Annotated in this window: 11 protein-coding genes and 1 other RNA gene; 9 read left to right on the forward strand and 3 right to left on the reverse strand. The window is 57.1% G+C overall.

The genetic code is table 11. The features are described 5' to 3' along the window. Window positions 1-30: 30 nt before the first annotated feature. Window positions 31-2,301: an ROK family protein gene (locus QS713_RS00810; protein ID WP_313273684.1), complete on the reverse strand. Its 2,271-nt coding sequence runs from the start codon at window positions 2,299-2,301 to the stop codon at window positions 31-33. Window positions 2,302-2,444: 143 nt separating this feature from the next. On the opposite strand from QS713_RS00810, the gene ffs reads away from it, so the two are divergent. From ffs to QS713_RS00850, 8 genes are all read left to right on the forward strand, one after another. Further along, window positions 2,445-2,540, forward strand: an RNA gene (ffs, locus tag QS713_RS00815) — signal recognition particle sRNA small type. A gap of 183 nt (window positions 2,541-2,723) precedes the next feature. After that, window positions 2,724-4,631: a heavy metal translocating P-type ATPase gene (locus QS713_RS00820; RefSeq protein ID WP_313271655.1), complete on the forward strand. Its 1,908-nt coding sequence runs from the start codon at window positions 2,724-2,726 to the stop codon at window positions 4,629-4,631. A gap of 138 nt (window positions 4,632-4,769) precedes the next feature. Beyond that, window positions 4,770-5,573, forward strand: coding sequence for an amino acid ABC transporter ATP-binding protein (locus tag QS713_RS00825; RefSeq protein WP_313271657.1), 804 nt, complete (start codon window positions 4,770-4,772; stop codon window positions 5,571-5,573). A 13-nt stretch (window positions 5,574-5,586) separates the two neighbouring features. Next, window positions 5,587-6,591, forward strand: a complete 1,005-nt coding sequence (locus QS713_RS00830) for a glutamate ABC transporter substrate-binding protein (RefSeq protein ID WP_313271659.1) — start codon at window positions 5,587-5,589, stop codon at window positions 6,589-6,591. A gap of 28 nt (window positions 6,592-6,619) precedes the next feature. Continuing rightward, complete coding sequence (locus tag QS713_RS00835) at window positions 6,620-7,333, forward strand: amino acid ABC transporter permease (RefSeq protein ID WP_313271661.1); 714 nt, start codon at window positions 6,620-6,622, stop codon at window positions 7,331-7,333. Further along, window positions 7,330-8,169: an amino acid ABC transporter permease gene (locus QS713_RS00840; protein WP_313271662.1), complete on the forward strand. Its 840-nt coding sequence runs from the start codon at window positions 7,330-7,332 to the stop codon at window positions 8,167-8,169. Before QS713_RS00835 ends, QS713_RS00840 begins: the two co-directional genes overlap by 4 nt. 44 nt (window positions 8,170-8,213) lie before the next feature. Next, window positions 8,214-8,852 carry a LytR C-terminal domain-containing protein gene (locus QS713_RS00845; RefSeq protein WP_313271664.1) on the forward strand — a complete coding sequence of 213 codons (639 nt, stop codon included), beginning with the start codon at window positions 8,214-8,216 and terminating at the stop codon, window positions 8,850-8,852. A gap of 52 nt (window positions 8,853-8,904) precedes the next feature. Continuing rightward, window positions 8,905-9,735, forward strand: coding sequence for a Sir2 family NAD-dependent protein deacetylase (locus QS713_RS00850; protein WP_313271666.1), 831 nt, complete (start codon window positions 8,905-8,907; stop codon window positions 9,733-9,735). A 201-nt stretch (window positions 9,736-9,936) separates the two neighbouring features. Here the strand turns inward: QS713_RS00850 and QS713_RS00855 are convergent, their stop codons facing one another. Then, the gene (locus tag QS713_RS00855; RefSeq protein WP_313271668.1) at window positions 9,937-11,142 is read right to left on the reverse strand and encodes a variant leucine-rich repeat-containing protein; all 1,206 of its coding nucleotides are present in this window, start codon (window positions 11,140-11,142) and stop codon (window positions 9,937-9,939) included. Window positions 11,143-11,295: 153 nt separating this feature from the next. On the opposite strand from QS713_RS00855, the gene mgrA reads away from it, so the two are divergent. Next, window positions 11,296-12,369, forward strand: coding sequence for an L-glyceraldehyde 3-phosphate reductase (gene mgrA / locus QS713_RS00860; RefSeq protein ID WP_313271670.1), 1,074 nt, complete (start codon window positions 11,296-11,298; stop codon window positions 12,367-12,369). A gap of 80 nt (window positions 12,370-12,449) precedes the next feature. Here mgrA and QS713_RS00865 read toward each other — a convergent pair whose 3' ends face one another. Beyond that, window positions 12,450-13,397, reverse strand: a complete 948-nt coding sequence (locus QS713_RS00865) for a phosphatase PAP2 family protein (protein WP_313271672.1) — start codon at window positions 13,395-13,397, stop codon at window positions 12,450-12,452. Window positions 13,398-13,534: the final 137 nt, after the last annotated feature.

A 13,534-nucleotide genomic window follows, 5' to 3' on the forward strand; every position in this document is an offset into this window, starting at 1 on the left:
CCTCCTGTTAATTAATTATTGTTTTCCTTGTTATCTCATCGGCGAGATTGCTTGATTATTCGCGTAGTATTGCAAGAGTTTTTCAGGCAGTTCGGGTACGGTTTTTAGTTCTGAGTTGTTGCGTAGTGATTGGGTTGCTAAGTCTCCTACTGCGACTGCGTTCCACGCGTTTATTGGGTTCGCGTCAATAGAGGCGCGTCCGCGGATAAAGTTAATGAACTCAGCTATTATCTTTCTGTCCGCATCATTGTGTCCCCGCTCGTCGCCCACAATCGGGATTTCCAAATCCGCTTTCGCAGAGTAAGTAGTTCTTTGCGTCCAAACCTTCACCACTCCACCATCGGAATCACCGAAGTTCTCCAACCGCCCAGCCGTGCCAATCACCGTGTAATTACGCCAATAATCGGGCGTGTAATGGCACTGCACATACGATGCCAACACGTCATTATTGAACCGCATATTCACCGTATACAAGTCCTCCACATCAACAATTTCGTTGAGGCCCTTCTGACTCAAAGGAGGCCAGTTCTCTAACGAAAAGAACTCCCCCATCAGCTGGTCACTCCGATCCGCCCGGTCTTCAATCTGCGAATATAACGACTGCTGCCCCATCGCCGTAACCGCTTTCGTGTAAGAACCACCCAGCCAATGCATCACGTCAATATCGTGCGCACCCTTTTGCAACAGCAACGAATTACTCTTCGACCTATCCGCATGCCAATCCTTAAAGTAATAATCACCCCCATTCCCAACAAAATGACGACACCAAATCGCCTTAATATCCCCAATCACACCGCTCGTAACCACATCACGCATAGCCCGAACCACCGCCATGTGCCGCATATTATGCCCCACGTACAGACGCGTCCTCGTCCGATACGCAACCTCAAGAATCCGCGTTGCATCCTCAACCGAAATCGCCATCGGCTTCTCCAAATAAACCGCAACCCCAGCCTCAAGAAGGGCAATAGAAATGTCAGCATGCGTGTAATCCGGCGTCAACACAAAAGCGCAATCAATATCCGCATCAACCACCTCCGCAATCGTCTTAACCACAGGAATATCCCGGCCCAACTGCTGCCTAACCCGCTGCTTCGCCAGTGGATGCGGATCACACACCAACACAATCTGCGCATTCAACTCCGCGCGCTCCACCTCCAACGCAAACGAAGAACGCGCCCCCGCACCAATCACCGCAACCCGCAGCCGACGCTGCGAACCCACCGGCGCGCTCAAAGCAACAGACGGAAACGCCGCCCGCACCGCACTCACCGACTCCGGTTTCAACCGCACCACCGCAGGCGCACCAAACAAACGCTGAACCAACTGCTCAACCCCAAAAACCGTGGCCCCAACCAACGCCGATTCAACCCCAAACGCGTTCCCCACAATCGGAATCGACGGCGCCCCATTGCGATGCATCCGCGCTAACTCACGCTTCACCTCCTCAACCTGCTCACCATCCACCAAATCCGCAGCCCCCAAAACCACACACTCCGGCCGCACCACCGCACACACCGCACCAATCGACAACGCGATTCTTCTGGTACGAGTCAACGCATCCGCCTGCCCCGCATGGGCATTAAGCTCTGCCCCCAGGAAGTCCGCTATCTCCCCAGCGCTGCCACCCACGCCCTCATGAATCCGCCCATCAATAACCAAACCCGTGTTAACAGCCTGACCAATATCCACATACAACAAACTCGAATCCGCCCCGCCCGACCGCGCAGAATATTCCGCCAACGCCACAAGATTCAGATTGTTATTCACCAACACATCGCAGTTAAACACATCTTCAAGCCGCTTCTTGAGGGGAAAATTTGCCCACTGCGGCACCATCTCAGAACGACTAACAACTCCCCCATCAACCACGCCAGTTACCGCAACGGAAACCAACGCGGGGTCATCGCCTTGCAAAAACTCATTCGCAGCCTTGACTACGCGCTCAAACCGCGCCTCACGCGACAATGTCGAATCCAACGCGCCCGTATGAACTCGTAAAACCGCCCCATCCAGACCCGCCAGAGAAAACCCGATCCGATTGTCCATCAACCACACCCCAAGTGTGAGCATCGAACCAGCGACCAAACGGTACTTCGAAGCGGGACGCCCAGACGTAGCCACGTTCTCTTCCAACTCATCCACCACACCACGCTGAATCAACGCATCCAACGCCGCTTTAACAGTAGGTCGCGAACTATCCAAACGTTCCACCAACTGGCTTATAGTGGCAGATCCTCGCGCGTGCAAAACCTGGGCGACCGACGCCGCAGCAGGGCTAATTTCTTCCGCGAAACCCATCACAAACGCTCCCTTACGTTAGGTTCTTTCGATAGTCGGCAACCGCTTATGGATACGAGTTTAACATGGGTTTGGTTCAGCCGTGCTCACTTAAACAACACACGCAGCATCGCACCAACCCCACCTGATCATGTACACTGGAGGCCGATCCCTCGTGTGACGGTATCTCCTGAACCTCCCCAGGGCCGGAAGGCAGCAAGGATAGGGTAGCTCTACCGGGTACATGAGGGATCCTTTTACACCTCAAGGCCCATGATTTCCCTATTCGGCATTCTGCGCCAATCAGCCTCTAAGCACACTACGCATTACACCCAGCCGCGCCTTACCTAACTCATGTTAGGATATCCTTTGCTTTGCTATCACGCGGTTAGCCCAGCCTTTTCTTGCTAGATATTCTGCTGGTTTTCAAGAACAATAAGAATATGCAAAGAATTGTTAGCTTCCTAAAACGCTACCCCGAACTAGCGGCAACCCTCGCGGTCGGAATCACCGCAGCCCCCATGGCGTGGGCGCACCTACCGTGGGTCCAATGGTACGTATCCGCATTCGCACTCATCATGGCTGCAATCCTTGCCTGGAACATGGTTAAAGAAATCATGGCTGGCGCATGGGGCGTCGACCTGCTCGCAATCACCGCAATCATCTCCACCGTCCTCGTAGGCGAATACTGGGCCGCCCTAATCGTCTGCCTCATGCTGTCCGGCGGTGAAGCCCTAGAAGACTACGCTGGCCAACGTGCCCGCAGCCAACTCACCGGGCTCCTCGAAGGCGCTCCCACCACCGCACACAAACTAGACGGCAACGACATCCCCACCGACGTCGCGATCGAAACCATCGAAATCGGAGACCGCCTCCTCATCCGCCCCGGTGAGGTAATCCCCGTGGACGGCACTTTGCAATCCGACACGGCACTCACCGAAGAATCCTCCCTCACGGGCGAACCACTTCCCGTCGAACACAAAAAAGGCGACAAAATTCTTTCCGGCGGAGTAAACGGTTCCGACGCCATCACCATCACCGCCAGCGCCCGCGCCGCAGACTCCGAATACCAAAAGATCATCGAACTCGTCCAACAAGCGCAGGACTCACAAGCTCCCGTGGTGCGGCTCGCAGACCGCGTAGCTGTTCCCTTCACCATCATCGCGTTCATAATCGCAGGGGTAGCCTTCTGGATCTCCGGAGACCCAGTGCGCATCGCCCAAGTGCTCGTAGTAGCCACCCCCTGCCCACTCCTCATTGCCGCGCCCGTCGCCTTCCTCGCAGGCATGAACCGGGCCGCAAAAGAAGGCATCATCATCAAAGACTCCGGCACCCTCGAACGCCTCGCAAAAATCCAAACCATTGCGATCGACAAAACCGGAACCTTAACCTACGGACACCCCGAACTCGTCCGCATCCTAATCGACCAAAATTTCGACGCCCAAGACGTGCTCGCAAAAGCCGCGGCAGTAGAAACTCACTCCTCCCACCCGCTCGCAGCCGCAATCGTCACCGCCGCACAAGAACTCGGCACCCCGACTCCACCCGCCACCGGCGTGTCAGAAATAACTGGCAAAGGCGTAACCGGCACCGTCAGCGGCCAACTCGTAGAAGTGGGCTCTGGCCGCTGGCTCGACCAAAACCAACGCGCCCCCGAACCTCAAGCCGGACAAATCCTCATCCACATACGCATTGACAACCAGTGGGCCGGCGCTTTCGTAATGCAAGATGTGTTACGCAAGGATGCGAAAACCACAATCGAAACGTTCAAAAACTCAGGGGCGGAGCACATCATGATGATCACCGGTGACGGCGAAACAACCGCAAAATCCATCGCCCACGAAGTGGGAATCGACGAAGTGCGCGCCTCCCTACTGCCCAAACAAAAAGTGGAAGCCGTTAAAACCGCTCCCCACCCCGTAGCTGCAGTTGGTGACGGCGTCAACGACGCCCCCGTACTCGCCACCGCAGACGTGGGAATCGCCATGGGGGCGCGCGGCTCCTCCGCCGCCTCCGAATCCGCCGACGTAGTAGTAATGCACGACGACATCTACCGCGCATCCCGCACCATCACCATCGGCAAACGCACCATGCGCATCGCCATGCAAGCAATCGGCATTGGGATCGGCCTATCGATCCTGCTGATGATCATCGGTGCCGCCGGCATAATGCCCGCCGTGGTCGGTGCATTCATGCAAGAAATCGTTGACCTCGCATGCATCCTCTGGGCCCTGCTCGCAGCCCGCCCCTCCAAAGAAGAAATCCCCGTTGAAGACGTGCTGGCTGCCAACTCGCAAAACACGAAACGAACCGAGTACCGTTCCCTGTCCGAACTCGTTGAACGCGCCTAATGTCGGCACCAAGCGGAAAGTCTAGTACTATCACTGACAGCGAAAAAACCGCGCCAAATCAACCCATAATCGGGTGAGTTACCGCTCAAAACGCGACCAAATCGCGCATAAACCACTGTTTCGTGCCAAGGTTTAAACATGGGTAGAAAGCAGGCAGACACCACGCGGAGAACGCAACCAAGCACTCCTTTAGTGCAGATTCGAAACGTGCATAAGAGCTTCGGTAACTTCGAGGCCCTCAAAGGTGTGGACCTAGATATTCACGAGGGACAAGTCGTCGCCCTAGTGGGCGCCTCCGGTTCCGGCAAGTCCACACTCTGCCGCTGCATCAACCGGCTCGAAACCATCACATCGGGTTCCATTGAAGTAGACGGAAAACCACTGCCTCAAGAAGGAAAAGAACTCGCCAACATCCGCGCAAACATCGGAATGGTATTCCAATCCTTCAACCTGTTCGAACACAAAACGGCGCTCGAAAACATAACGCTCGCCCCTATCAAAGTGCGCAAACAAAAACCCGACGCCGCCCGCGCAACTGCCCGCGACCTCCTAAAACGCGTGGGCCTAGCAGACCGGGCGGACTCCTACCCCTCGCAACTATCAGGCGGGCAACAGCAACGCGTCGCGATCGCCCGGTGCCTCGCAATGAAACCCAAAATAATGCTGTTCGACGAACCCACCTCGGCGCTAGACCCAGAAATGATCACCGAAGTGCTCGACGTGATCTCCGAACTAGCTGACGACGGCATGACCATGCTGATCGTCACCCACGAAATGGGATTCGCCCGGCACGTAGCCGACAAAGTCGCATTCATGGACGACGGACGTATCGTAGAAATAGACACGCCCGACAACTTCTTCACCCACCCCAAGAGCGAACGCGCCAAAGATTTCCTCTCCACCATCTTGGGGCACTCAAACAACGCAAGCAAAGACAAATAGGAAGGAACAAGAGATGAAGTTACGCAGAGTTACCGCTGCCGCCGCAGCCGCAGCACTCACCATGATGGGACTGGTCGCTTGCGCCGGCCCCACCGAACGCCCCCAAGCCCAAGACGACCCCAGCGCAACCTCACAAAACGAAACCACCAAAGGTAAACGCATAACCGTCGACGAATTCGACCAACTCGCCGCCCAAGGCCCCGTTGCGGAAGACGACGAAATCGAAAACAACCCGTGGGCCAAAGCCATTAAAGAACGCGGTAAACTCCGCTACGGCGGGGTCTCCACCTCCCCCATCTTCTCCCTCCAAGACGTCGCCACCGGGCGCGACACCGGATTCGACGCCGGTATCGCCCACCTACTCGCCCACTACATCCTCGGCGGTGAAAATGCGGACATCGGCAACCAAGCCGACATGACCGTCATGACGCCCGACACGCGCGAACCCTCCCTCCAAAACGGGGCGGTAGACGCCGTGATCGCCACCTACTCCGTAACCCCAGAGCGGTTAAACAAGGTAGATTTCGCAGGCCCCTACTACTCCTCCGGCCTCGCGATCATGGTGAAATCCGACAACGACAACATCAAGAGCCTAGACGACCTCAAAGGCAAGAAAGTTGCTGCCCAATCTAACTCCACTGCCATCCCATTCATCCAAGACAACGTTGAGGGAGCGCAAGTGTCCACATTCGCAGACAACGCCGCGTGCATGACTGCGGTGCGGCAAGGCAGCGTAGACGCATACGTGCAAGACCAAGCTATGCTGCTGTCCGCAGTGGCGAACGAGCAGAACAAACAACTGAAAGTTGCCAGCCAACCATTCACCGAAGACCTCTACGGCATCGGCCTGCCCAAAGACCAGCCGGAAGCCAAAGAGTTCGTCAACAAGTTCCTCAAAACTATTGAAGAAGACGGTTCGTGGAAACGCCTGTGGGAACAAACAGTAGGGCCCTTCATGGAAGGTAACGCCCCGCAACCACCCACCATCGGGGACTTCGGGAAGGCCGCACAAAAATAACGGCCACAAGAGAATTAACGGTACCTAGATGCAGATTGTTCTAAATAACGCAGACCTACTGTTAGCCGGGCTCGGCCGCACCCTCGCGATGGCCGCGCTCGGCTACATAGGTGCCCTAATCTTGGGAACCATAATCGCCATTTTTCGGGTCAGCCCCGTTCCCGTCCTGAGGGGGTTCGGCACCCTCTACGTGCAATTTTTCCGTAACATTCCGCTGCTGACCCTCATGATCCTCACGGTTTTCGCACTCCCCGACGCGGGCCTGCAACTATCGTTCTTCACCGCCACCACCCTCGCCGTCGTCCTATCTTCAGCTGCGTTCGTGTGCGAAACCATCCGGTCGGGCATCAACACGGTCTCGGTTGGGCAGTCGGAAGCCTCCCGCGCCCTGGGGATGAACATGTTCCAGCAACTGCGTTACGTGATCTTACCCCAAGCGTTCGCATCGATGATTCAACCACTGGTTAACGTCTTTATCGGAACAGTTATTGGTACCTCACTGGCATCCGCAGTGGGAGTTGCGGAACTGACGAACATCACCCAACAACTGAACCTGCGTTATGCCGAAGCGGTACTCATGTTCGTGGTCTCTGGCATTTGCTACCTGGCGATCGCGTTCGGGGGCGGCGCATTAGGCGTGTGGCTTCAACGCCGCGTAGACCGGCGGTTCTCCCGCCCCACCAAACGGGAAGGCCGCGCCGCGGTGGAACGGTTCCAACAGGAACAAGGAGAGATGGCATGAGCACACGCAACGCCAACCTCAAGAACAAAACCGGCCAAGGGCGCAAAGTGACGCCCACCCGGATTCTCTTTGACGAACCCGGCCCCAAAGGGCGGCGCAACATTCTCATTGTCTCCGCCGTGTTCATCGTCCTACTCGCCCTCGCGATCGTGGGCGGCTGGTACCAACTGTGGTGGAACTACCAGCTGGAACCCGACAAGTGGCTCCCATTTCTACAGCCCGACCTGCTGAGGTTCTTTGGCCGCGGCGCACTAGGCACAATCACCGCCACCCTGGTGGCCGCCGTATTCACCTTCCCGCTGGCACTACTGCTTGCCCTCGGGCGCCTGTCAAAAAACCGGGTCGTATCCCTAGCTGTAGGCGGTTGGGTGGAAGTGTTCCGCTCCCTTCCCCTCCTGCTGCTGGTGTACGCGTTCTTGCTTGCAGCGCCCCGGTACGGGCTTAACCTCCCCACGTTCTGGGTGCTGGTTGTCCCCATGATCATCAGCTGCTCCGCCACAACTGCCGAAGTGTTCCGCGCCGGCATTCAAGCTGTTCCACGTGGGCAAACTGAAGCTGCGCTATCACTGGGGATGAGCTCGAACCAAGTGTCGTGGCTCGTCGTGATTCCCCAAGCCCTGCGGCTAGTGGCCCCCAACCTGCTGACCCAGCTCGTGTCGCTGCTCAAAGACTCCACCCTCGGTTTCGTCGTCTCCTACGCCGACCTGATGCACCAGGGGCAACTGTATTCCGCGCAGTCAAACTCCTACATTCAGACCTACGCGCTGATCGCAGTGATTTACGTGGCCATTAACATTGCCCTCACTCAGCTGGCTAACCGGTGGCGCGCCGCTTAACCTCCAGATCAGGTAAATCCTCCAGATCAGGTAAATTAGGATCCGTGACTGCACCGAGCAACAACACCCCGACCCCTCCTGGTAAACCCGCGCCCACACTAACGCCGCGGCAACAGTATCGAGCGTTCCGCGAAGCCCGCCAAAGCAAAGTGTTCACCGTAATCGCAGTCGTGATGCTTGCGGTTACCCTCATCTCCATCCTGGTTCTAGCCGGTACCATCCGCATCCCCTTCATCTCAGACTTTTCTGAAAGCACCGAGTACGTTGAAAAGAGCGGAGACGTACCCTGCCCTCCAGAAAATGCGGCGAACGTAAAACTAGACGGAACCAAAGCAGTTATTCTAAACGCCACGTCTCGATCTGGGCTTGCGAACTCGGTGCAAGACGCACTTAAAAGCTACGGGGTGAAAGTTACGGACACGGGCAACTACGTTGGGCAGTTCTACGGGGCCACGCAAATAACGGCAGATGCCGACCACGTTGCGCAGGCGTACTCACTGGCCCGCGTGTTCCCAGATGCGAAAGTGAAGTTCTCGGCCTCCCCCAACGACAAGCTCACGATTCTGCTTGGCGAAAACTTCTCTGACATGCTTCCTCCAGAGCAGGCGAAAACGGTGCTGCAAGACAAGAACGCGCAAATCAGCAAACCAGAAAACTGTAAGCTCCTACCCGGCCAAGAATAAGCCCCCGGAGCGGGCAAAACCTCCAGTTCTTATTTGTGCCTATGATGGGGATATGACCTCAACAACACAAGAAGCGGGTAAACAGTTAGCGGACTTAATGCGCGGGCGCACCACCATGGTTGTGGCGGGTGCGGGCATGTCAACAGACGCGGGACTGCCCGATTACCGCGGCACCGGATCTTCCGGAACCCCCACGGTAGATTACGACCTGTTCATGTCCGACAAGAAGTGGCAACGTTGGGTGTGGCAGCGAAACCAGGAAACTTGGCGTGCCGTCACCCGCCTGCAACCCACGCCCGCGCACCGCGTGGTGGCGAAGTGGCAGGCCGAAGGGCTCGTTAACGGAGTGGCGACGCAGAACGTGGACGGCTTGGATGCGCGCGCTGGGATAAAGGATCCGATGCTGCTGCACGGCACGTTCGCCCTGGTGAACTGCACTGGTTGTGGTTCGCAATTTCCGCGTGAGGACGTGGATGAATGGATGCGGAAGTTGAACCCGAATGTGGTGGACGACCCAGACCCGGCGCACTGCGCGATTTTAGCCGAGGCAGACGAGGCAGGTGCGGATGCGTCCACTTTTGAACCGGCACCTTGCCCAAAGTGCGGTGGGGTATTGAAACCGGACGTCGTATTCTTTGGGGAAATGCTGCCGATGGAAGCCATGTCCCGCGCCTACGCAGCAGCCGCAGCCGCCGACGTGGTACTCGCCTTAGGCACGTCACTTCTGGTTGGTACCGGGTTGTGGGTAGTGTCTGAGGGCCTGCAATCTGGCGCGGACTTCGCGATCGTGAACCTGGGGCCCACAGCGGCCGACAACTACGCAACCTTGCGGATTGAAGGCAACGTGTCCGACATCCTCCAAGCTGCCGACCAAGCGCTCTAGCAAGCTAGCGGCCGAGACCCGGGCTGACTGGCCCAAGTTGACGGGGTTCGTGGCTACGTGCTGACCGGGCCCGGGCCTCCGGGGCAAACGAAAGATACCGCCTCGAGCTGGCAGGGGTCGTGGCTACATGCACGACCGGGCCGGGACCTCCGAGGCGAAACGAAAGATACCGCCTCGGGCTTGCTGGAATCGAAACGACAGTTACTGTCCCCAGGGGAAGGCGTTTTCTGCGATTTCACCATCGCTGCCGCTGGCCCACCCTTGGCGTGAAACCGCGAATGACTTCCCAGTTTTCGTATTCCAACAGCTCATGCCTTTAAACCGGGACACGCACGCGTAGTTACCGAACGTGGCGGCCTTGTCGTAATCCAAAAGTTTAATGTCGTCTGCCAGCCCCAGGTCACCGCACATGGACCGGCTTCCATCTTTAGTGCCTTCCACTGCGAACCCGCCGGTACCACCACAGATTTGCCCACCGCCAATCGGATCCTCAACAGATTCGTAAACTTGGCACGCCATTTTGTCTTGATCGGCAAGAATCGTGCACCGGATATTCTTCGACGGCGTGTAAAAAGCAGCAGCCCGCACCGCTCCCGCTGGAGCCGGATACCCCGGTTCTTTACTCGAAGGGCTTTCCGACGGCTCTGGCGTTTCTTCCTCTTCAGTGGCCTGCGGAGTTTCGGGTTCCGAAGTGGGTTCTGCCGACGCGGACACCGACGCTGCCGGCTGTGATTTGTCTATTTTGCCCCACGTTAAATATCCCATCACGGTCGCTACGAACAACCCCAGCATCACCGCTGCAACCACCGAGAGGACCGCGATAACCACCGCTATCCGGGTATTCGACGAACCGCTCTGCGGGGCCTCCTGGTACTGCTGCTCCTGCCCCGCTGCGGCCGCCGCGTACTGGTTGCTTTGCGGATACTGGCCCATCTGGGTCTGCTGGTACTGCTGCGCATCCGCGTACTCCCGCTGCGTTCCCTGCGGGTAATATGCCGGCGGGTACGCTTCCGTTTGCCCGCCCTCACGATCATCCACGGGCGGTAAAAACGTGGTCTGTTCCACGTCCTGGTCGCGTTCCTCCACTTCAGCTTCCTGAGGTTCTTCACCCCACTGAGGTTCTTCGCCCCGCTGAGGTTCTTTAGTCCACTGAGGTTCAGCAGACTGCGACGCGGAATCAGCTTGTGCGGGTTGATCGGCTTCTTCAGTGCCAGCACGCTTGCCTAGCGCAGCGTCAATCTGTGGATCATTCAGCTCTCCGAGCCACTCAATCAACGCGGGATACTCATGCGCCGTCGGGTTACCCGCCACCTGGGGACGCAACTTTGGATGCGCAATTGCAATATCGTAAAGCTCGTCGAGCGGCGTGTTCGGATCAGCGGCCTTCTTCGCAAGCTTGGGATCCACAGTATTCTCCTTCGAGTTCGCATGCTACCGATGCCAGGCTATCGCCTCAACACATTAAACTATAAGGGAACAGGCGTTATTCGCCACCCACATTCTTATAAAATAGTAAAAAGAATAAGAAGTTAAGATGTCGACAAAATAAGGGAGGACTCCATGATTCCACTAACAGAAAGTGCCGATCTCTACAAAGCTTCTGACGATAGGTACGATAAAATGCCCTACCGCCGCCTCGGCACAACCGGGCTGAAACTCCCCGCCATTTCACTTGGGTTCTGGCATAACTTCGGTGACGACAAACCCCTCCAAACTCAACGCGACATCGTCCACTACGCATTCGACCACGGCGTCACCCACTTCGACCTGGCGAACAACTACGGGCCCCCACGCGGCTCTGCAGAAAAGAACTTCGGCCGCATTTTCCACGAAGACCTCGCGCACTACCGCGACGAAATCGTGATCTCCACAAAAGCCGGGTGGGACATGCAACCCGGACCCTACGGATTCGGGGGCTCACGCAAATACCTACTCGAAAGCCTGAACCAGTCCCTCGACCGCATGGGCCTAGACTACGTGGACATCTTCTACTCCCACCGCCCCGACGCGGACACGGACCTGGAGGAAACCATGCTTGCCCTCCATACCGCGGTGACGAGTGGGAAAGCCATGTACGTTGGGATCTCCTCTTACTCCGCGGCGGACACGAAACGAGCCCAAGCGATCATGCGTGACCTGGGCACGCCCCTGGTGATCCACCAGCCGTCCTACTCCATGCTGAACCGGTGGATTGAAACCGATGAGCTACTAGAAACCCTCGCGCAAGAAAACATGGGTGCCATCACGTTCTCCCCACTTGCGCAAGGCATGCTCACCGACCGGTACCTAGATGGTATTCCTGAGGATTCCCGCGCAGCAGCAGGGAAATCACTCGACCCCGACTGGCTGTCGGACGCGAACTTGAAACACATTCGCGCGCTCAACGACATCGCGAAAGAACGCGGTCAGTCACTCGCCCAAATGGCGCTCGCCTGGGTGCTGCGTGAACGCGGCGGTGTTCACGTCGACTCCGCACTCGTGGGAGCCTCTTCTGTGAAACAGTTAGCTAACTCCCTGGGCGCGCTCGAGAACCTCGAGTTCTCAGACGAAGAAATCAAACAGATTGATCAGCATGCCACGGACTCTGGGATCAACATCTGGAAGAGCGCAACCGAGTCCACCCAGGAGCGGTAAAACTCAACCGAGTCCACACAGGAACGGTAAAACTCGGCTCGCCCCACCGGGGCGCCGCGCCCTCGTGTCAGTGCGTTGTTCTACCGGCTGGAGCGCTGGGATTTAGCGTTGGTGCGCCGCGGTTTACTACCCGTATTCCGCGGCGCATTTACGCGTCCGCTTTGCAAATAAGTGATGAACGCAGGCAGAAAAACCACGCTGCTTAGGGCGAAGGCAATCAGTTCCACACTCAGCGCAACTGCGGGCCAATGATGGGCCTTCACCGCCTCTTCCACCCATTGGCCGCCCTCAACCGCGTTCACTACTGGCCAGTACAAACTGTTCGCCAACGTCAATAGGCCCAGCAGCACAATCATTAATGCCCCCGAAGCGGTGAGCATCGCCGTTCCCGTAGGGTCGCGTTGCAGCGTCGCTTCTTCTTGAGGTACCAGCACCAGCGCCCACAAGGCCACCACAATTACTGCGCCAACAATATCTGCGGGCCGATGCCACCCCACCCCCATGATCGCGATTGCAACCAGGGCGTTCACCAGGGCGGCGATTAAAGCAACTAGAGACCTAATCCGCTGCTTGCACGCGATTACGAGGGCAAGTGATAAAGACAGTGAAACAGTCATGTGGCCTGAGGGAAATGAGTTCGGTAAATCCACCCCAATATGTAAGAACGGGCGGGCGATAACCCACGTTTTCAGAACCTGGGTGGTGACGTTCGCGCCCACCACCAGCACCCCCAGGCGCAGTGCAAGCGCAGGGCGGCGCACCACTACTGCCACGAGCATCACCAGAACGGTGCCAACCCCAATTGTGATAGGTGACACGGACCGTTGCATAATGGCCGACACCCATTGAAACCGCGCGCCCGTTGCCGCAACCGTATCTAGCGCCACCTGATCCAGGGTCTGCCCCAACTGGCTGCGCACCGCGAACATCGTTAAAGCCACAAGTAGGACTAGCATCAGCACAAACGACGCCACGCGTAGGTTCCGCCGGCCTTGCGCCCTAGAGCGCATTATTTGTGCCATTGTCATTAACCAGATCCTCCTAAAACCCCTTCAACGCGCATAACGCAAGCAACTATTCTAGCCTGAAGAAGGGAGGAAGCCTCCCCTTAGTTGTAACGCTAAACTAGTAACGACATTATTCGAACGACCGAAATTCTCTTGGA

The organism is Gleimia hominis (genome assembly GCF_032085515.1).
GTDB lineage: Bacteria > Actinomycetota > Actinomycetes > Actinomycetales > Actinomycetaceae > Gleimia > Gleimia hominis.